This window comes from Mesorhizobium sp. ES1-6 (genome assembly GCF_020164775.1).
In the GTDB taxonomy this organism is placed as follows: Bacteria; Pseudomonadota; Alphaproteobacteria; order Rhizobiales; family Rhizobiaceae; genus Mesorhizobium.
Genome location: NZ_JAIUGU010000005.1, coordinates 372,660 through 391,903, shown reverse-complemented (window position 1 = coordinate 391,903; position 19,244 = coordinate 372,660). Strand labels below are relative to the sequence as shown.

Sequence of the window (19,244 nt, the reverse complement as noted above, 5' to 3'; positions counted from 1 at the left end):
CGTTGCAAGGAAGCTCCTCGTCGTCCTCAACGCCATCATCCGTGATAAAAAAGCATTCGCATGAACACAGTTGCCATGCCGCGACCTTTGTTGAGGGGTGCAGGGGTGCAGAATTCTGCACTGTTTCAAAGTGTTAGGGTCACCTCATGGATCCCAGGGTTCTGCGCCGCGTCGCTCCGCTCCTTGCTTCGCCCTAATGCATGTCGCCCAAAAGTGACCTCGGTTTTGGGAGAACGCCATGCATAAAACCAAGGATCTAAGCGCGTCGCATGAAACCCGTTTCGACGCGACACGCTTTAGGATGACGAAGCGATGGGGCGACCGGCCGTCATCATGCTGATCAGTTCTCGGTGCTGCGCAGCTGGAACTGGCTGACGCCGATGGCGAGATTGATGCCGGTCTGCGTCTGCAGGCTGAGCGGCTGCAAGGTGAAGGCTTGCGAGGAGCCGCCGACCAGGAGATTGGCGCCGGCGCCGACGGCCGCGGTCACTTCGGCGCTGGCGCCGATATAGTCACCCGCCAAGGCGCCCGGCGCGTAGATGTTCTTCAGCGGCGTCAGCACCAGCCAACGCATCACCGCCTGCTTGGTCGTGCCGATGTCGAGGCCGTATTTGTTGACGGCGCCGAAATAGGCTTCCGGGGCGAAGGTCTTGTCGGCCGGAGTGAAGGTGCAGCTCAGATCCTTGCTCGAACCGAAAATGAAACCGGTGCCGCCCGATATGGCGCATTCAAGCGTGCCGAGTTCGATGCCCTGATCTTGCGCTCGTGCCGGGCCGGCAAGCACGGTTGCGATCACGGCAGCGGCAATGGCTGTCCTCGGCATGGCGTCCCCCAAAATCAAAAACGGCGCGGAACCATCCTATCGGGTTCCGCGCCGCGAAGTGAAGGGCCTGGAGTCGAGGCTCCAATCCGCTTATTTGAGCGAGTGGATCAGTTCCAGCGACGTCACGGCCACGGCGAGGTTGACGCCGGTCTGCGCCTGGACGCTGAGCGGCTCCAGCATGAAGGCGCTGTCGAAGCCACCAACCAGCAGGTTGGCGCCGCCGCCGGTCACGACGCTCGCCTCGGCGTTGACGCCGTAATAGCTGCCGGCAAGGTCGCCAGCGTCACGATCGCGGGTCGCGGCAAAAACGGCCCAGACGAGCTGGCCCTGATGCGTCTTGCCGAGATCGACGCCGATCTTGGAGATGACGCCGGTGTAAATTTCCGACGGACCGTGATGGTAGGGGCGGAAAACGCAGGACACACCCTTGTTGGAGGCGACGATATAGCCGGTGCCGCCATCGATGGTGCAGTCGAGGGTGCCGAGCTGCAGCTTGCCGGCGCTGGCCGGAGCGGCGGCGAACACGGTCGTTGCAAGGGCGGCGGCGCAGACGAGTTTCTTGATCATGGGAGGGTCCTTTCGCAGTCAGTCTTCGGTAACGTCTCGGGCCCCGCGACCGTTCCGCTGAAAACTTGGCGCGAACAAGGCAAGGGTCGACGGCTTGCCGCCGGGGTTAACGCGGGGTTGCCGGTTTGAGGGCGATATGCCTCGCCGCGTGTCTTTTTGGACACGCACACGATGTGGTGGAACGCTTATGCGGGCTTGTAGAGGCCGATGTCAGCTGACGCGGGCGAGGCCGTCCTTGGCCGGCTGGTAGCTGGGGTTGAGGCGCACGGCCTCGCGATAGGACTTCGCCGCCTTGGCCTTGTCGCCGCGCCGTTCGTAGATCAGCGCCTGGTTGGCCCAGGCCTCGGCGTTCTGGCCGTCGAGCTTGATAGCCATGTTGAAATCGGAGAAGGCGTTGTCCTCGTCGCCCGTCGCCAGATAGGAGAGGCCACGGCCGTTATAGGGCTCGGCCGCGTCGGGGGCCAGGGAGATGGCTGTCGAGAAATCCTCGATGGCGAATTTGTGCTGGCCCTGGCTCTGATAGATCAGCCCGCGATTGTGGTAGGCGCGGGCGTCCGTCGTGTCGAGCTGGATCGCCTTCTGGAAGTCGGTGAAGGCATCCTGGGTGCGGCCGGCCTTACGGTAGAGATTGCCGCGGCCGATATAGGCGGCGTCGTAATTGCCGTTGATCTGGATCGAGCGGTTGTAGTCCGCAAGCGCTGCTTCCTGGTTGCCGAGGAAGCGCTGGATGAGGGCCCGGTTCGAATAGGCCTGGTAGAAATTCGGATTGAGCTGGATGGCCTGGTTGAAGTCCTTGAGCGCCGCCTGGTACTGGCCGCCGCGGCCATAGGCCGAGCCGCGCACATTGTAGCCCTCGGGATCCTGGGGATTGCGCTGGATCACCGCCGACAGCGAGGAGATGTTCTCGCTCGACCCTTGCGCCTTGTCGATGTTGTTGAACTCGCCAGCCGGGCCCGATGTCTGGCAGCCGGCAAGCACCAATCCGGAAAGCAGGGCCGCTGTCAGGGCGAAACCACGCAATGCGGTCCCGCGCTCCACGCTCGTTGCGTTCATGTCTGCCCTGTCCTCACTTGCGCCGTCGTTCGGGTCCGGTTCCCCCCTCCGGGCCGGTCATATCAAAATAAAAGGGTGGCGGCGATTCCGCATCGCGCCACCCTGGTATCCTTCGAAAAGGACGAAATATTGGCGATAATCAGCGCGGCGGACGCGCTGCACCGGCGGCACCGCCAGCAGCGACCGGACGCGGGGTCATCGGCAGCAGGCCTTCGCGCTGTGCGCGCTTGCGGGCCAGCTTGCGGGCACGGCGAACGGCTTCGGCCTTTTCACGGGCGCGCTTCTCGGAAGGCTTCTCGTAGTGGCCGCGCATCTTCATTTCGCGGAAAATGCCTTCGCGCTGCATCTTCTTCTTGAGCGCGCGAAGCGCCTGATCAACGTTATTGTCGCGGACGAGTACCTGCACGGGCAATCCTGTCTTTCGGGTTTGATATCAACAGGCAAGTAGCCATAGCCACAAGCCTCCGCGGCGCTCGACACCACGAATTGTGGCGGCTGATAGCAGAATCAAGCCTCGCTGTCCACAGTCGAAATGAGAGACGGCAGCCAAATTGCCACGGTCGCCTGGAGATAGGGCGCCGTTACGCCGTGGCCAGGTGCAACCGCTCGAAATCCTCGAAGAACTCACCGTAATCGCAGGTGATCTCCTCGCCGACGGCGATATCCCGGGTCGCGGTCGCGCCGCCATAGTGCGAGAAGTCGGTGTTCGGCGTGGCCGAATGGTTCATGAAGCGGCCATTGTCGACCTCGTAGACCATGAAACCGGGCTTGTCCGGGCTCGGATAGGCGTAGCGGTCGAGCAATTCCTTAAGGGGCGGCGAGGCCGTCTCGTATTTGTCCATCGGGATCAGCCGGTCGAAATCCGGGTCCAGCCGCCAGATCGAGGCGCCTTTCGCGACCGGCTCGGCGGCGAACATGCCGACGCCTTCGATGGCGCTCTGGGCGACATAAGTTCGGATCAGCATCATGGCTTCAAGACTCGTTTGGTAAAAGGACCCGTTTCGACAGGAAACGAAATCGCCAAATCGGGCGCAAAAAGCAAGACCGGCGGCCTGCGTCACAACGACGAACAGGCCTGTTCCCCGTAAATCCTTCACGTCCGGTTGATCGACACGCCGCCATCGGCAAACAGCGCGGTTCCCGTGGTGAAGCTCGAGGCGTCGGAGGCGAGGTAAAGCGCGGAGCGGGCGATCTCTCGCGGTTGCGCCATGCGCTTCAGGGCATGGAGGCCCTCGACAAAGGCGCGGGCCTCGGGCGTGGTCGTGGTCGCGCCTGGCGTGTCGGTGCCGCCCGGCAGCAGCGCGTTGACGCGCAGTCCCTTCGGTCCGTATTCGGCGGCAAGCACCTGCGTCAAACCGATCAGGCCGGCCTTGGCGGCGGCGTAGGCGGCCATGCCCGGCATGCCGGCGGTGTAACCGACAAAGCTCGACGTAAAGATCAGCGAGCCGCCGCCGCGCTCCAGCATGGCCGGTATCTGATACTTCGCGCCGAGAAAGGCGCTGGTCAGATTGGTGTCCATCGTCCCGTGCCATGTCCGTGCCGACATGTCGGGGACTGATCCCATCAGTCCAACGGAGCCGGCATTGTTCAACGCGATGTCGAGTCCTCCGAAGCTGCCGACCGCCAGCTCGACGAGGGCTTTCGCGTAGGTCTCGTCGGTGACGTCCCCCGCGAGGGCGACGGCCGTGCCGCCGGCGCCCTCGATTTCGGCGGCGAGCGCATCAAGCTCCGCTTGGCGGCGGGCGGAAATGACGAGCCTGGCGCCCTCCTCGGCGAACAGCTTTGCGGTGGCGCGGCCAATGCCGGAACTGGCGCCGGTGACGATGGCGATCTTATTGGCGAGTGCGAGCATCTTTTGCATCCCTGTCCTTCGCGCCGGTCTCGCCGGCAATCGGGATGCTTGGTCACAGATCGGGCCGGGCAGGGCCACCCGATACGTGCCAATGTGCCGATGCCTTGCTTGCGTCTTTTTCAGCACGGCGCAAAACGGCAAGCGCCGTCGCAAACAGCGCAAGGATGGCAGCGCGGTTTCGCTAGTGATACACCTCGCGCGCCGGGGCTTGATGATGAACGCCCGGCTGCCATTTGCGAGGCTGGACCGTGAAGAAATACTCTGTATTCGCCATCGCCCGCGAGGCCATGCGCGGCCACAAGGGCTGGGAGGAGCAATGGTCCTCGCCCGAGCCGAAGAAGGAATACGACGTCATCATCGTCGGCGCCGGCGGCCATGGCCTGGCCACCGCCTATTATCTCGCCACGGTGCACGGCATCACCAATGTCGCGGTTCTGGAAAAGGGCTGGCTCGGCGGCGGCAATACCGGCCGCAACACCACCATCATCCGTTCGAACTATCTCTATGACGAGAGCGCCGGCATTTACGACCATGCCCTGAAGCTGTGGGATGGGCTCAGTCAGGAACTCAACTACAACGTCATGTATTCGGCGCGCGGCGTCATGATGCTGGCCCACAATGTGCACGACATCCAGGTGCTGAAGCGCCACGTGCATGCCAACCGGCTCAACGGCATCGACAATGAATGGCTGACGCCTGAGCAGGCAAAGGAATTCTGCCCGCCGCTCAACACCTCCAAGGACGCACGCTATCCGGTCGTCGGGGCTGCCTTGCAGCGCCGCGGCGGCACGGCGCGCCACGACGCTGTCGCCTGGGGCTATGCGCGCGGCGCCTCGGCGCGCGGCGTGCATATCATCCAGAACTGCGAGGTGACGGGCGTCAAGCGGGCTGCCAATGGCGCGGTGACGGGCGTCGACACGACGCGTGGCTTCATCGGCGCCAAGAAGGTCGGCGTCGTCGCCGCCGGCCATTCCTCGGTCATCATGAATATGGCCGGCGTGCGCATGCCGCTGGAAAGCTATCCGCTGCAGGCGCTGGTGTCGGAGCCGATCAAGCCGGTCGTGCCTTGCGTTGTGATGTCGAACACGGTGCACGCCTACATCTCGCAGTCCGACAAGGGCGAACTGGTGATCGGCGCCGGCACCGACCAGTATGTCTCCTATTCGCAGACCGGTGGGCTGCACATCTTGCAGCATACGCTCGACGCCATCTGCGAGATGTTCCCGATCTTCACGCGCATGAAAATGCTGCGCTCGTGGGGCGGCATCGTCGACGTGACGCCCGACCGCTCGCCGATCCTGGCCAAGACGCCGGTGCCCGGCCTCTATGTCAATTGCGGCTGGGGCACGGGCGGCTTCAAGGCGACGCCCGGTTCGGGCCATGTCTTCGCCCACACCATCGCCAAGGACGATCCGCATCCGATCAACGCGCCCTTCACCATCGAGCGCTTCCGCACCGGCCGCCTCATTGACGAGGCGGCGGCGGCGGCGGTGGCGCACTGATGATGATGGCGCAGATGGCTGTCGCCATGCCGCTGATGCTGGCGGGGGAACAGGGCATGTTCCATTTTCCTTCGGCGGACGAATTCCGCACGCAGCCGATCAGCCGCGCTGGAAACGAGGCCAACTGGCCATTTACCGTCGACGACGGCGTCCTGGCCTGCGTGTGGAGTGGCGGCCAGAGAGTGGTCATGTTCGTGGAGAACAGACCCGCCGATCTCGACGAGGACGAACCGTTCGAGCCACGTCGCGTCATCGTCACGACCGATCCGATGCAACTCACCATCGGCAACATGGCGTATCGCGATCTGTTTCGCCCGGCCGCAAGCGTGGAGGAGCGCATCCGGCTCGTCGCGCCATTTGCGGCTATGGGCCAAAGGCTTTGCGACCAACCGGCTGGCGCCCACGTCGGTCACGGCGAATTGTAGGAACAAACACGATGCTTCTCATCCGCTGCCCCTATTGCGAGGAAGAGCGCCCGGAACTCGAATTCCGCAACGCCGGCGAGGCGCATATCGCGCGTTCGGCCGACATATCCGCCGAGAGCGACGACGACTTCGAGAAGTTCTTCTTCATCCGCTCCAATCCCAAGGGCATCATTTATGAGCGCTGGCGGCACATGCATGGCTGCGCGCGCTTCTTCAACGCGGTGCGCGACACCGTGACCGACAAATTCGTCATGACCTACAAGGCCGGCGAGCCCAAACCCTCCAAGCTGCCCAAAAACTCCACCGAAGGAGTTGCGAAATGAGCGGCGCGTTGCGCATTTCCGGCGCCGGGCGCCTCAGCCAGGCCAAGACAGCCCGTTTCAGCTTCGATCGCCAGTCCTATACCGGCATCGAGGGCGACACGCTGGCCTCGGCGCTGCTTGCCAATGGCGTGCATCTGGTCGGCCGCTCGTTCAAATATCACCGCCCGCGCGGCATCCTGTCGGCCGGCGCGGAAGAGCCCAACGCGCTGGTGCAGATCGTGCGCGACGATGCGCGAAAGACGCCGAACGTGCGTGCGACCGTGCAGGAGCTCTATGACGGTCTCGCCGCCAACTCACAGAACCGCTGGCCGTCGCTGTCCTTCGACCTCGGCGCTGTCAACGACCTGGCCTCGCCGCTGTTTTCGGCCGGCTTCTACTACAAGACCTTCATGTGGCCGAAGGCGGCCTGGAAGAGCCTTTACGAGCCCAAGATCCGCGAAGCCGCCGGCCTCGGCGTTTCGCCCGACAAGCCCGATCCCGACCATTATTCCTCGCGCTACGCGCATTGCGACGTTCTGGTGCTGGGCGGCGGTGCGGCCGGTATCGCGGCGGCGTTAGCAGCGGCGGAGACCGGCGTTCGCGTCATCCTCGCCGACGAGCAGGCCGCGTTCGGCGGCAGCCTGCGATTCGAGTCTGGTGCGAAGATCGACGGCCAGGACGGCTTTGCCTGGGCGCAAGCGGCGATCGCCAGGTTGAGTTCAATGGACAATGTCCGCGTGCTCTCGCGCACCACGGCGTTCGGCTATTACGCGCAGAATTTCATCGGCCTGGTCGAGCGCGTCAGCGACCACCTGAAGGCCCCGGGCCACGACCTGCCGCGGGAGCGGCTCTGGCAGGTTCGCGCCAAGCGCGTGGTGCTGGCTTCCGGCGCCATCGAGCGCCACATGGTGTTCGCCAACAACGACCGGCCGGGCGTCATGCTGGCGGGAGCGGCACGCACTTTCCTCAATCATTATGGCGTCGCGGTCGGCAGGAATGTCGGCGTCTACACCGCCAATGACTCGGCGTACGCGGCCGCGATCGACCTGAAGAAGGCCGGCGTCAGCGTGGCGGCGATCGTCGATCTGCGCGACAACCCGACCGGCCCGGTAATCGACGAGGCGAGGGCGCTCGGCATCGAGATCAATTTCGGCCGTGCGGTGATCCGCGCCGGCGGCAAGCTGCGGGTGTCGTCGATGACGGTGCAGCCGAAGAATGGCGGCGGCGAACGCACCATTCCCGTCGACGCGATCCTGATGTCGGCCGGCTGGACACCGTCGGTGCATCTGTTCTCGCAGTCGCGCGGCAAGATCGCCTTCAACGACGAGACCAAGCGTTTCGTGCCCGGCACCTACGCGCAGGACTGCGTCTCGGTCGGCGCCTGCAACGGCACCGACGGCCTGTCGGCCTCGGTCGACGAGGCCTCTGCGGCGGGTGCCAAGGCGGCAAAGGAAACAGGCGGCAAGGTGTCCAAGGGCACCAAGCCGAAGGTGGATGCCTCCGAGAGCTGGTCGCGCGGCATGCTGGGCGCGGCACCCGGCGCCGGGCCGGATACGACGGTGAAAGCCTTCGTCGATTTCCAGAACGACGTCACCGCCAAGGACATTCGCCAGGCGGTGCATGAAGGCATGCGCTCGATCGAGCACGTCAAGCGCTTCACCACCAACGGCATGGCGACGGACCAAGGCAAGACCTCCAACATGCACGGGCTGGCGATCGCCGCCGAGACGCTGGGCAAGCCGATCCCCGAGGTCGGGCTGACCACGTTCCGCGCGCCCTATACGCCTGTCACCTTCGGCGCGATCGTCAGCCATGCGCGCGGGCCGCTGTTCGACCCGACCCGCAAAACCGCGATCCATCCCTGGGCCGAGGCGCAGGGCGCGGTGTTCGAGGATGTCGGCCAGTGGAAGCGCGCCTGGTATTTCCCCAAACCCGGCGAGGACATGCATGCGGCGGTCGACCGCGAATGCGTTGCCGTGCGCAACCAGGCTGGCCTGTTCGATGCCTCGACGCTCGGCAAGATCGAGGTGGTCGGGCCGGATGCGGCCAAGTTCATGGAACTGCTCTACACCAATCCGTGGGAGAAGCTGGAACCCGGCCGCTGCCGCTATGGCATCATGCTGCGCGAGGACGGCTTCATCTATGATGACGGCGTCGTCGGCAGGCTGGCGCCGGACCGTTTCCATGTGACGACGACGACGGGCGGCGCGCCGCGTGTCATGAACCACATGGAGGATTATCTCCAGACCGAGTTCCCGCATCTCAATGTCTGGCTGACCTCGATCACCGAACAGTGGGCGGTCATCGCCGTGCAGGGGCCGAAATCGCGTGACATCATCGCGCCGCTGGTCGAAGGCATCGACATGTCCGACGAGGCGCTGCCGCATATGTCGGTGCGCGAGGGCAAGATCTGCGGCGCGCCGACGAGGCTGTTCCGCATGTCGTTCACCGGCGAGCGCGGTTTCGAGGTCAACGTGCCGGCCGACCATGGTCAGGCCGTCTGGGAAGCGTTGTGGGCCGAAGGCCAGAAGCATGGCGCCACCGCCTACGGCACCGAGGCGATGCACGTGTTGCGCGCCGAAAAGGGCTACATCATCGTCGGCCAGGACACGGACGGCACGGTGACGCCAAACGATGCCGGCCTCGACTGGGCGGTCGGCAAGAAGAAGACCGACTTTGTCGGCATTCGCGGCTTGAAGCGGCCGGACCTGGTGGCCAAGGGCCGCAAGCAATTGGTCGGCCTCAAGACCAAGGACCCCAAGGTGGTGCTGGAAGAAGGCGCGCAGATCGTCGAGGATCCGAAACAGGCCATCCCGATGAAGATGATTGGTCATGTCACATCGAGCTACTGGTCGCAGAATTGCGGCCGCTCCATCGCGCTGGCGCTGGTTGCCGGCGGGCGCGACCGAATGGGCGACACGCTCTACGTGCCGATGCCTGATGGGGTGATCGAAGTGGAGGTTACCGGCATGGTGTTCTTCGACGAGACGGGAGGGCGCCTCAATGGCTAAGGCTGCTGCAAAGACGACGGCGTCGTCCTCGGCCGAGCGGCGTCCGGCATTGGCCGGGCGCGCCACATCGGCGGCCGGCGTCAAGGTCGAGGTGCTGCCCCCGGCGGAGCGCATGTCGCTGCGGGCGCCGGAGGCTTCGCTTGCGGGGCTTTCGAAGGCGCTCGGCGTGACCTTGCCGAAGAAGCCGAAAACATCCGCGTCCAAGGCGGGGCGTACCGCACTGTGGCTTGGCCCGGACGAATGGCTTGTCATCGATGAAGCCGGCAAGGACCCGCTTGCCGATTGCGCGAAAGTTTCCGTCCTGCACTCGTCGGTCGGTATCTCGCACCGCAACATCGCGATTTCAGTTGCCGGCCCAGGGGCCGAGGCCACGGTCAATTCGGGCTGCCCGCAGGATCTGTCGCTCGAAGCCTTCCCGGTGGGCGCCGCTTCGCGCACCATCCTGGGCAAGGCCGAGATCGTGCTGTTGCGCACGGCCGAGGACGCCTTCAGGGTCGAGTGCTGGCGTTCCTTCTCGGACTATGTCTTTACTTTCCTGTCCGAGGGAGCCCGCGACGCCGCCGGCTGACCCCGGAACGTTTGCCGCCCGCGTCCGTTGAGCGGCGACAGTCGAGGGAGAGATGCCGATGCCGTCGAAGTCCGCGCCGAAATCGCCGAAAACAGCGGCGGTCCGTTCGCTCGAACACGAGCGGCATCACGACGCCGACGCCGAAGAAGAACTCGAGGAGGGCCTCGAGGACACGTTCCCGGCCAGCGATCCGGTGTCGATCACCAGTTCCGCCATTCCGGGCGCCCCGGCTAAACCCGGCAAGGCCAAGACCGTCCCCGGTCGCAAGTCCCGCAAGCCTTGATTTCCAAAAATTTTGGTTGAAAGCCATCTTCCCAAGACCTCCGCAGATACGATATTCAAAGCGCTTTGGAGAGGAAGAATGCCTGTTAAAGCCATAGTCTGGGGCGAGAACGTCCATGAACAGACCAATGCCGCCGTGCGCGACCTCTATCCCCTGACCATGCATAGCACGATTGCCGCCGCGCTCAACCAGGACAAGGGCATCGAGGCGACCACCGCCACCTTGCAGGAACCCGAGCACGGCCTGAGCGAGGCGCGCCTTGCCGCCACCGATGTCTTGCTGTGGTGGGGCCACGCCGCGCATGGCGAGGTCAAGGACGAGATCGTCGAGCGCGTGCAGAAGCGGGTCTGGGAAGGGATGGGTCTGATCGTGCTCCATTCCGGCCATTACTCGAAGATTTTCAAGCGGCTGATGGGCACGCCCTGTTCGCTGAAATGGCGCGAGGCGGGCGAGCGCGAGCGTGTCTGGGCGATCAACCGCGGCCACCCGATCGCGCAAGGCATCGGCGAGTGCCTGGAGATCGGCGAGACGGAAATGTATGGCGAGCCGTTCGCGGTGCCGGAGCCGCTGGAGACGGTGTTCATCTCCTGGTACGAGGGCGGCGAGGTGTTCCGCTCCGGCCTGACCTACCAGCGGGGCGCCGGAAAAATCTTCTACTTCTCACCGGGCCATGAGACCTATCCGATCTACCACAATGAAGGCGTTCAGCAGGTGCTGCGCAACGCCGTGCATTGGGCGCACAACCCGGCTCCGGCATGGTCCGGCATCACCAATGCGCCGAATGTACCGACGGACAAGGCCAAGGAGAAGATCGTCCAGAAAGGCCTGCGCCTGCATACCGACGGTGACAGGGGGTTGAGCTGATGCATCGCCTGCTCTTGCTCGGCACCGGCTGGATCGCGGCCCATCATATCGAGGAGTTCGGTCAGGTTCCCGGCTGCGCCATCGTCGCTTGCGTGGACCAGCTGCCGGGCCGCGCGGCGGCGTTCGCCGCCGCCAACAAAATAGGTACTTTCTTCGAGAGCCTCGAAACGGCGATCGCTTGGGGCGAGTTCGATGCAGCCATCAATGCGACGCCGGACCAGGTCCACAAGGCGACGACGCTGGCCCTGCTCGCCGCCGGGAAACATGTCTTCTGCGAGAAGCCGCTGGCGCCGACCTACGCCGATGCGCTTGCGATGAGCGAAGCCGCCGAGGCGGCCGGGCTCGTCAACATGGTCAATCTGACCTATCGCAACACACCGGTGATCCATGCGGCGCGGCGTATGGTGGAGGCCGGCGAGATCGGCGAGCTGCGCCATGTCGAGGCCAGCTACAGGCAAAGCTGGCTGGTCAGCAAGTTCTGGGGCGATTGGCGGGTCGACGACAAATGGCTGTGGCGCCTGTCGGGCCGGCACGGTTCGACAGGTGTTTTGGGCGATGTCGGCATCCATATCCTCGACTTCGCGACCTATGGGGCGGCCGAGGATATTGTCTCCCTGCATGCCGATCTGGTGACGTTTCCGAAGGCCGAGGGCGACCGCATCGGCGATTATGTGCTCGACGTCAATGACAGTCTGGCGATAACGGCGCGGCTCAGGTCAGGCGCGCTGGCCACGATCATGGCCAGCCGCTACACGACAGGCCATGGCAATGATCTGTCGCTGGCCCTACACGGCACCAAGGGCGCGATCAAGGTCGAGACCGATGGCAAGGTTTCGAAACTGTCCGCTTGCCTGGGCGACGACGTCGATCAGCACCGTTGGCGGACGCTGACGCCGCCTGACGTCAAACACAATGCCCGGCGCTTCGCCGATGCGCTGGACGCGGGACAGAACGGCGATCCGTCGTTCCGGCGCGCCGCCGAGATGCAGAAGCTGATCGACGCGGCCTTTCAGAGTTCGGCGGCCAAGCTGCCGGTCTCGATCGCCTGAAATCATCATGTGGCCGGCTGAGCCGGCCACAACCAACCTTGCAAATCTCAGTAGGCGCTCGGCATGATCCACGGGTTCACCGTGATGCCGAGGCGCGGGCCCTTGCCTTCGGTCGTGGCTTCCGTGGAAGCCTTCTTGTCGACCGAGCCGGTCGAAGCGCAATCGAGCTTCACATTGGTCCGGGTGTCGACGCAGGCGGCGGCGGGCACATGCTTGACCGCATGGGTCGTGTTGGCGGCAAAGGCCGAGCCCGAAAGTGCCAGCACGGCGGCGAGGGTGAGGAGGGTCTTTTTCATGGTCAGTCTCCGTTTTCGACGGTGAATTTATTCCGTACATGTACGTTGCTTCGTACAAATACGCTCGTCGATCGCGGAGTTCAAGGGCAAATCGTACACGTACGGTAGTTTTTTGTTAACCAAGAAATTCGCCCCCGGTTTGGCTCGGAAAGGCGGCGCGGAAATCTGGAAACGAAAAGCCTGCAGATCAGCAGTTGACCGGTGTCTCGGTCAATGGCGGCACATCTTGTGTGCTGAGCGTGGCAAGGGTGAAGTCGCACATCCGCTTCACGAATGCCTGCGCGTCCCCGAAGGGATAGAAGGGGAAGGTGATCAACAGCGAGATGGTGCCATGGCCGACCGCCCACAGCATGGTGGCGATGGCGCGCGGATCGCCATGCAATTTCCCGGCGGCGACACAGGCCTCGACCCTGCTGATCAGCACCTTCATCGCCGGATTGCCTTCTTCCATGTCCTCGTAGCTCCTGCCTTCCGGCAGCCTGGTCTTTTCGGTCATGAAGACGGTGCGGTATTCATTTGGATTGCCGAGCCCGAAGGCGGCATATTCGGTCATCACCGCCCGCAAGGCCTCGATCGGATCGTCGGACGGGTGTTCCTCGATGCGCCGGGCAAGCGTTTCGAACGCGTCCTCGGCCAGCGCGAAGAGGATGTCCTGCTTGTCGGCGAAATAGGAATAGACCGACATCGGCGCGTAGCCGACCCGCCTGGCCAGCTTGCGGATGGTCAGGCCCTCGTAGCCTTCTTCCTGGACGAGCTTGTGCGCGGCCTCTACAAGCTCCGAGCGGAGTTCGGCCTTTTGTTTCTCGCGGCGTTTCTGGACGCTCAGCGGCAAGTCCGTTGCCCTTGTCTGGTTGATGCCTGGCTAAATTATATACGCTGTACGGAAACGAACAAGGCCGCCGACGGTTCCCAAGCGGCAGGCGCCAGATCGCGGGGAATCAGATCGCGCCGATGCCGCCGTCGATGGCCAGCGCATGGCCGGTCATGAAGGAATTGGCCGGGTCGGCGGCAAACAGGATGGCGGTGGTGATTTCGTCGACTTCGGCCACGCGCTTCATCGGCACGCCACGGGTCAGTTCGGCCAGCGCCTCTGCCTCCGGCGCGCGGGAGACGCGCACGAAACTGTCCACCATCGCCGTCCTGGTGTGGGCGGGGCAGATGGCGTTGATGCGCAGGCCCTTGCTGGCATATTCGACCGCCGCCGAGCGGGTCAGGCCGACGACGCCATGCTTGGCGGCGGCATAGACCGAAAGCTTCGGCGCGCCCGAAAGGCCGGCGGCCGAGGCGATGTTGACGATGGCGCCGCCCTTGGCCGTCGCCTTGAACTGCTGCTCCATCCGCGGGATCTGGTGCTTCATGGCATAGAACACGCCGAGCAGGTCGACCTCGAGCACACGGCGGGCTTCGTCGGATGGAACCTGCGGCAGGCGCACGAAACTCTGGACGATGCCGGCATTGTTGACGGCGACATCCAGGCGGCCAAATCTTTCGACCGCCAGCGCCACCAGCGCTTCCGATAGCGCCTCATCGGCAATGTTGCCGGCCAGAATTGCCGTTTCGGCATCGAGCGTCCCGGCGAAACTCATCAGGGCTGTTTCATCCAGGTCCGAGAGAACCAGCCGGGCGCCTTCGGCGGCAAAGCCCTTGGCGGCGCCACGGCCGAGGCCGCCGGCCGCGCCCGTGATCAGCACCGTAGCTCCATCAAAGCGGCCCATTGCTTAGCTCTCCTTGTCGATCAACTCGGCGGCGAGGCGCGACAGCAGCTTCACCGCCTCGCCATAGGTCCTGGCCTTTTCGGGATTAGAGGCATTGCCGTCCAGCGCCCGCTTGTAGACACCCTGGCAGATTGCAGCCAGCCGGAAGAAGGAGAAGGCGAGGAAGAATGTCCAGTTGCCGATGCCGGTGAGCCCGCGCCGCCGACAATAGGCAGCGACATAGTCTTCTTCGAAGGGCAGGCCGAGTGCCGAGCGATCGATGCCGCCCAGGCCGCGAAAGCCGGATGCATGCGGCAGGCGCCATTGCATGCACTGATAGGCGATGTCGGCGAAGGGGTCGCCAAGCGTCGACAATTCCCAGTCGAGCACGGCCAGCACATCCGGCCGGTCCGGCGCGAAAATCAAATTGTCCAGCCGGTAGTCGCCATGCACCAGCGCAATGCGGCCATCATCGGCCGGCACATGCGTCTCAAGCCAGGCGATCAGGCGGTCCATGTCGGCAATGGCGCCGGTTTCCGAGGCACGGTACTGGGTGGACCAGCGCGCCAGCTGGCGTTCGAAATAATTGCCGGGCCGGCCGAAATCGCCGAGCCCCACCGCCTCGACATCGACATCGTGCAGGGCGGCCAGCGTGGCGTTCATGGCGTCGCAGATGGCCGCGCGTTCATCGTTGCCACGTGCCTCCGGCAATGCCGGATCCCAGAAAATGCGGCCATCGAGGAAGTCCATGACGTAGAACATGCGGCCGATCGGCGAGTCCTCGGTCGACAGGTGCAGCATTTCGGGCACGGGCACGGCCGTGCCGGCAAGCGCCTTCATCACGCGGAATTCACGGTCGACCTGGTGCGCCGATTTCAGGAGTTGGCCTGGCGGCTTGGCGCGCAGCACGTAACGGCCGCTTGCCGCCGTCAGGAGATAGGTCGGGTTGGATTGGCCGGACTTGAATTTTTCGATGGCCGCGAGCCCGGAAAAGCCTGGTATTTGCGCCTCGAGGTAAGGCGCGAGCGCCGCCTGGTCGAGCGCGTTCGGGTCACTCATGCGGTCTCGGGCTGGCGTTCAAGCAAGGTCAGGGTCAACCAGCGGGCGGTCAGCGCCGGTTTCTTCGAGCCCTCGATCTCGATGGTCACGTCGTGCGCCGTCTGCACCCAGCCCGACGGCCTGACCTTGACGTCGGCCAGCACGAAACGGGTGCGGATGCGCGCGCCGGTCTTCACCGGTGCCAGGAAGCGCAGCGAATCGAAGCCATGGTTGACACCCATCTTGCCGTTTTCCAGCGGCGGCATGGTCTCGAAGGTCATGGCCGACAGCAGCGACAGCGACAGGAAACCATGCGCGATGGTGCCGCCGAACGGCGTTTCGCGCTTGGCCCGCTCTGGGTCGCAGTGGATGAACTGGTGGTCGTCGGTGGCGTCGGCGAACTGGTCGATCATGCGCTGCGTGACCACGCGCCAGGGCGAGACGCCGACTTCCTTGCCGACGCTGGCCAGAAGCACATCGAGACTGATCGGTTCCACGCTCACGTCCTCCTGTTTTCACCTCCGGCTTCTGCGGCCGGAAAATGTCATTCCTTGAACAAGGTCAGCCCATGCTGCACCGACTGCCCGCCGTCAATCGGCAGGATGGCGCCGGTGACATAGCTGCCTGCACGGCTGCACAAATAGAGCGTTGCGCCGGCAATGTCATCCGGTGCGCCGATGCGGCCGATCGGGACATGGTTGCCGACATGCCTGGCCTGTTCGTCCGTGCCGGTGGCGAAAGCCGTCATGCGGCTCTGGAAGGGGCCGGGGGCAAAGGCGTTGACGGTGATACGGCGGCCGGCAAGTTCGAGCGCCAGCGTGCGCGTCAGGTGATGCACAGCCGCCTTCGAGGCGGTGTAGGAATAGGCATCGTCGGCCAGCGGCTGCGTGCCCATCACCGATCCCAGATTGATCACCCGGGCCGGATCGGCGTCGCTGGCGCCGGCATCGAGCAGCGGCAGCAATTCGCGCGTCAGATGGAAGACCGCGGTGACGTTGACGCCGAACACCTTGGCCCAGGCATGGTAGGGAAAGCTTTCCAATGGCGCGCCCCACGACACGCCGGCATTGTTGATCAGAATATGCAGTTTTTCGGTGCGCGCCTTGACCTCGCCGACCAGGGCGGCAATGCCTGCCTCGCTGGAGACGTCGCCGGCAAAGCCTTCCGCCTGGCCCGGGGCGCCAAGCCCGTTCAACTCATTGGCCACCTTGATGCAGTCGTCGCCCTTGCGCGAGGCGATCATTACGCTGGCGCCGGCCCTGACCAGCGCGGTCGCCGCCATGCGGCCGATGCCGGTCGCCGCTCCCGTCACCAGCGCGGTCTTGCCGGCAACCGAAAACAGCTCGTCGAGATAGCTCATCCGAATTTCTCCGCGCCTTGCCCCGCCTGCGGGCAAAACAGTTCGCGTTGACAAGGCTATCCGAAGTACGGTCATCCTTGCCACGGGTAAAATGCCTGGCCTGCATGAAGGGTTAGCGACCGATGACGCAGATGAATCTCGGCATGACCGAGCGGCTGAAACCGATCCACGCACGCGTCGCGGCCATGGTGCGCGACGAGATCATGCCGCTCGACAAGGAATTCCTCGGCGAAGTCGGCAAGGAAGGCGACCGCTGGGTCTACAGCAAGCGCCAGAGCGAGATCCTCGAAGGGCTGAAGAAGACCGCCAGGGACCGCGGCCTGTGGAACTTCTGGCTGACCGGTTCGGAGCGCGGCTACGGCCTGTCCACCGTCGAATACGCCTATCTGGCGGAGGAGATGGGCAAGGCGCATCTGGGCGCCGAAACCTTCAACTGCTCGGCGCCCGACACCGGCAATATGGAGGTTCTGGAACGCTACGGCACGGCCGAGCACAAGCGGGAATGGCTCGAGCCGCTGCTGGACGGAAAAATCCGCTCGGCCTATCTGATGACCGAGCCGGATGTCGCGTCCTCCGACGCCACCAACATTGCCATGCGCTGCGAGCGGCAGGGCGATGATTATGTGCTCAACGGCGAGAAATGGTGGGCATCGGGCGCCGGTGACCCGCGCTGCGCCATCTATATCGTCATGGCGCGGACCGGCGGCGATGAGGAGCCACAGCACCGCCGCCATTCCATGATCCTGGTGCCATCGGACGCCAAGGGCGTGACCAAGGTCCGCGCCATGCAGGTCTATGGCGACGATGACGCGCCGCATGGCCACATGCACCTACGCCTCGACAATGTCCGGGTGCCGGCCTCGAACCTGATCCTCGGCGAGGGCAAGGGTTTCGAGATCGCCCAAGGGCGGCTCGGTCCCGGCCGCATTCATCACTGCATGCGCGCCATCGGCCAGGCCGAGATGGCGCTGGGAATGCTGTGCCAGCGTTCCGTGCGCCGCGAGGCGTTCGGCCAGAAGCTGGCAAAACTTGGCGCCAATTTCGACATCATCGCCGAATGCCGCATGGAGATCGAGATGGCCCGGCTGCTCTGCCTCAAGGCGGCGTGGATGATCGACCAGGGCGACGCGCGCGCCGCTGCGCCCTGGATCAGCCAGATCAAGGTGATCGCGCCGCGCGTCGCGCTGAAAGTCACCGACGAAGCGGTGCAGATGTTCGGCGCGCAAGGCATCAGCCAGGATACGCCGCTCGCGCGCTCGTGGACGCATCTGAGGACCCTGCGCCTCGCCGACGGACCTGATGCCGTGCACCGGCGGCAGGTGGCGCGCACCGAGCTCAAGAAATACACGCAGGAAAAGATCTGAGCGCTGCCGGCCGTGTTGCCGCCGACAAACAAGGAATCCCGCCAATGACGATCCCCTCCGAAATGAAGGCGCTGCTCTTGGTCGGTGACGGCTATACCAGGACGCCGAGCGGCAGCGTGCTCGAGGCGATGGAGCCGTATCTTGAGCCTGGCAGGATCGCGGTGCCGGCGCCCGGGCCGGGCCAGGTGCTGATCAAGGTCAGCCTGGCCTCGATCAACCCCTCGGATGTCGCCTTCATCAAGGGCCAGTATGGGCAGCCGCGCGCCAAGGGCCGGCCGGCCGGCTTCGAGGGTGTCGGCACGGTCGTGGCCGGTGGTGACGAGCCCTATGCCAAAAGCCTCGTCGGCAAGCGCGTCGCCTTCGCCACCGGTCTCAGCAACTGGGGTTCATGGGCCGACTATGCCGTCGCCGAGGCAGCGGCCTGCATTCCGCTGCTCGATACGGTGCGCGACGAGGATGGCGCGGCGATGATCGTCAATCCGCTGACCGCGATCGCCATGTTCGACATCGTCAAACAGGAAGGCGAGAAGGCCTTCGTCATGGCCGCCGGCGCCAGCCAACTCTGCAAGCTGATCATCGGCCTGGCCAGGGAGGAAGGGTTTCGGCCTGTCGTCACCGTGCGCCGCGACGAGCAGATCGCATTGCTGAAAGAGCTTGGCGCGGCGCATGTCCTCAACGAGAAGGCGCCGGATTTCGAGGTCACGCTGCGCGATGTAATGAAGGCCGAGCAGCCGCGCATCTTCCTCGATGCGGTCACCGGGCCGCTGGCCTCGGCCATCTTCAATGCAATGCCGAAACGGGCGCGCTGGATCATCTATGGCCGGCTCGACCCCGAGGCCACGATCATCCGCGAGCCCGGCCAGCTGATCTTCCAGCACAAGCACATAGAGGGTTTCTGGCTGAGCGAATGGATGCGGCAATCCAGAGATCGGCGTGGCCCCGCGGTCCTCGAGGCGCAGAAGCGATTTTCCGATGGACGCTGGTCAACCGACGTAACCGCGATCGTGCCGCTCGCCGAAGCGATGGCACGGGTGCCTGCGGAGCTGGCCAAGCCCAACGGCAAGGTGTTCATCCGGCCCTAGCGCCTCGAAAGACCGCCATCGAACCTGCCGGATCGTCATCCGCGCCATCAAGCCCCCTATGCCGCGCCGCTTTGTCCGTGATATGCCGCCGCCATCGAATGCCGGGACGAG

General features: G+C 64.4%; 22 protein-coding genes. 10 read left to right on the top strand and 12 right to left on the bottom strand.

What is annotated here, in order from left to right:
• Nucleotides 1-340 precede the first annotated feature (340 nt).
• The 6 genes from LB564_RS16415 to LB564_RS16390 all read right to left on the bottom strand — a co-directional run bounded on the left by LB564_RS16415 (nt 341) and on the right by LB564_RS16390 (nt 4,295).
• Complete coding sequence (locus tag LB564_RS16415; RefSeq protein ID WP_224539205.1) at nt 341-823, bottom strand: DUF992 domain-containing protein; 483 nt, start codon at nt 821-823, stop codon at nt 341-343.
• Between the two features lie 90 nt (nt 824-913).
• Complete coding sequence (locus LB564_RS16410; protein WP_224539204.1) at nt 914-1,390, bottom strand: DUF992 domain-containing protein; 477 nt, start codon at nt 1,388-1,390, stop codon at nt 914-916.
• 210 nt (nt 1,391-1,600) lie between these two features.
• Complete coding sequence (locus tag LB564_RS16405; RefSeq protein WP_140704270.1) at nt 1,601-2,443, bottom strand: tetratricopeptide repeat protein; 843 nt, start codon at nt 2,441-2,443, stop codon at nt 1,601-1,603.
• Between the two features lie 139 nt (nt 2,444-2,582).
• Nucleotides 2,583-2,849 (bottom strand): 30S ribosomal protein S21, encoded by a 267-nt coding sequence (rpsU, locus tag LB564_RS16400; protein ID WP_010911429.1) that lies wholly within the window; start codon nt 2,847-2,849, stop codon nt 2,583-2,585.
• Between the two features lie 175 nt (nt 2,850-3,024).
• Nucleotides 3,025-3,411, bottom strand: a complete 387-nt coding sequence (locus LB564_RS16395; RefSeq protein ID WP_224539201.1) for an SET domain-containing protein — start codon at nt 3,409-3,411, stop codon at nt 3,025-3,027.
• 125 nt (nt 3,412-3,536) lie between these two features.
• The gene (locus LB564_RS16390; RefSeq protein ID WP_224539233.1) at nt 3,537-4,295 is read right to left on the bottom strand and encodes an SDR family oxidoreductase; all 759 of its coding nucleotides are present in this window, start codon (nt 4,293-4,295) and stop codon (nt 3,537-3,539) included.
• A 248-nt stretch (nt 4,296-4,543) separates the two neighbouring features.
• Between LB564_RS16390 and LB564_RS16385 the strand changes: the two genes are divergently transcribed.
• The 8 genes from LB564_RS16385 (at nt 4,544) to LB564_RS16350 (ending at nt 12,299) form a co-directional block, all read left to right on the top strand.
• Nucleotides 4,544-5,797 (top strand): sarcosine oxidase subunit beta, encoded by a 1,254-nt coding sequence (locus LB564_RS16385; RefSeq protein WP_023793829.1) that lies wholly within the window; start codon nt 4,544-4,546, stop codon nt 5,795-5,797.
• Nucleotides 5,798-5,799: 2 nt separating this feature from the next.
• Entirely contained in the window at nt 5,800-6,222 is a 423-nt protein-coding gene (locus tag LB564_RS16380) for a hypothetical protein (RefSeq protein ID WP_140705023.1), read from the top strand.
• Between the two features lie 11 nt (nt 6,223-6,233).
• Nucleotides 6,234-6,545 carry a sarcosine oxidase subunit delta gene (locus LB564_RS16375; protein WP_224539199.1) on the top strand — a complete coding sequence of 104 codons (312 nt, stop codon included), beginning with the start codon at nt 6,234-6,236 and terminating at the stop codon, nt 6,543-6,545.
• Nucleotides 6,542-9,535 carry a sarcosine oxidase subunit alpha gene (locus LB564_RS16370; RefSeq protein WP_224539198.1) on the top strand — a complete coding sequence of 998 codons (2,994 nt, stop codon included), beginning with the start codon at nt 6,542-6,544 and terminating at the stop codon, nt 9,533-9,535. Before LB564_RS16375 ends, LB564_RS16370 begins: the two co-directional genes overlap by 4 nt.
• Nucleotides 9,528-10,103 carry a sarcosine oxidase subunit gamma gene (locus LB564_RS16365; protein ID WP_224539196.1) on the top strand — a complete coding sequence of 192 codons (576 nt, stop codon included), beginning with the start codon at nt 9,528-9,530 and terminating at the stop codon, nt 10,101-10,103. Before LB564_RS16370 ends, LB564_RS16365 begins: the two co-directional genes overlap by 8 nt.
• A gap of 58 nt (nt 10,104-10,161) precedes the next feature.
• Entirely contained in the window at nt 10,162-10,386 is a 225-nt protein-coding gene (locus tag LB564_RS16360; protein ID WP_224539194.1) for a hypothetical protein, read from the top strand.
• 78 nt (nt 10,387-10,464) lie between these two features.
• Nucleotides 10,465-11,250 (top strand): ThuA domain-containing protein, encoded by a 786-nt coding sequence (locus LB564_RS16355; protein ID WP_224539192.1) that lies wholly within the window; start codon nt 10,465-10,467, stop codon nt 11,248-11,250.
• A complete protein-coding gene (locus LB564_RS16350) occupies nt 11,250-12,299 on the top strand; it encodes a Gfo/Idh/MocA family protein (protein WP_224539190.1) in 1,050 nt (349 codons plus the stop codon). Before LB564_RS16355 ends, LB564_RS16350 begins: the two co-directional genes overlap by 1 nt.
• Nucleotides 12,300-12,346: 47 nt before the next feature.
• On the opposite strand, the gene LB564_RS16345 is transcribed toward LB564_RS16350, so the two are convergent.
• The 6 genes from LB564_RS16345 to LB564_RS16320 form a co-directional block, all read right to left on the bottom strand.
• Entirely contained in the window at nt 12,347-12,595 is a 249-nt protein-coding gene (locus LB564_RS16345; protein ID WP_224539189.1) for a DUF680 domain-containing protein, read from the bottom strand.
• Nucleotides 12,596-12,782: 187 nt separating this feature from the next.
• A complete protein-coding gene (locus tag LB564_RS16340; RefSeq protein WP_140704290.1) occupies nt 12,783-13,427 on the bottom strand; it encodes a TetR/AcrR family transcriptional regulator in 645 nt (214 codons plus the stop codon).
• A 106-nt stretch (nt 13,428-13,533) separates the two neighbouring features.
• The gene (locus LB564_RS16335) at nt 13,534-14,310 is read right to left on the bottom strand and encodes an SDR family NAD(P)-dependent oxidoreductase (RefSeq protein WP_224539187.1); all 777 of its coding nucleotides are present in this window, start codon (nt 14,308-14,310) and stop codon (nt 13,534-13,536) included.
• A gap of 3 nt (nt 14,311-14,313) precedes the next feature.
• Nucleotides 14,314-15,348 (bottom strand): phosphotransferase family protein, encoded by a 1,035-nt coding sequence (locus LB564_RS16330; RefSeq protein WP_224539185.1) that lies wholly within the window; start codon nt 15,346-15,348, stop codon nt 14,314-14,316.
• The gene (locus tag LB564_RS16325) at nt 15,345-15,830 is read right to left on the bottom strand and encodes a MaoC family dehydratase (RefSeq protein WP_023770549.1); all 486 of its coding nucleotides are present in this window, start codon (nt 15,828-15,830) and stop codon (nt 15,345-15,347) included. The genes LB564_RS16330 and LB564_RS16325 overlap by 4 nt, the downstream gene beginning before the upstream one ends.
• A 41-nt stretch (nt 15,831-15,871) precedes the next feature.
• On the bottom strand, nt 15,872-16,687 hold the full coding sequence (locus LB564_RS16320; RefSeq protein ID WP_224539183.1) for an SDR family oxidoreductase: 816 nt from the start codon (nt 16,685-16,687) through the stop codon (nt 15,872-15,874).
• A 122-nt stretch (nt 16,688-16,809) separates the two neighbouring features.
• Here LB564_RS16320 and LB564_RS16315 point away from each other — a divergent pair, with 122 nt between their 5' ends.
• Entirely contained in the window at nt 16,810-18,051 is a 1,242-nt protein-coding gene (locus LB564_RS16315) for an acyl-CoA dehydrogenase family protein (RefSeq protein WP_224539181.1), read from the top strand.
• A gap of 44 nt (nt 18,052-18,095) precedes the next feature.
• Nucleotides 18,096-19,133, top strand: coding sequence for a zinc-binding dehydrogenase (locus LB564_RS16310; RefSeq protein ID WP_224539179.1), 1,038 nt, complete (start codon nt 18,096-18,098; stop codon nt 19,131-19,133).
• Nucleotides 19,134-19,244: the final 111 nt, after the last annotated feature.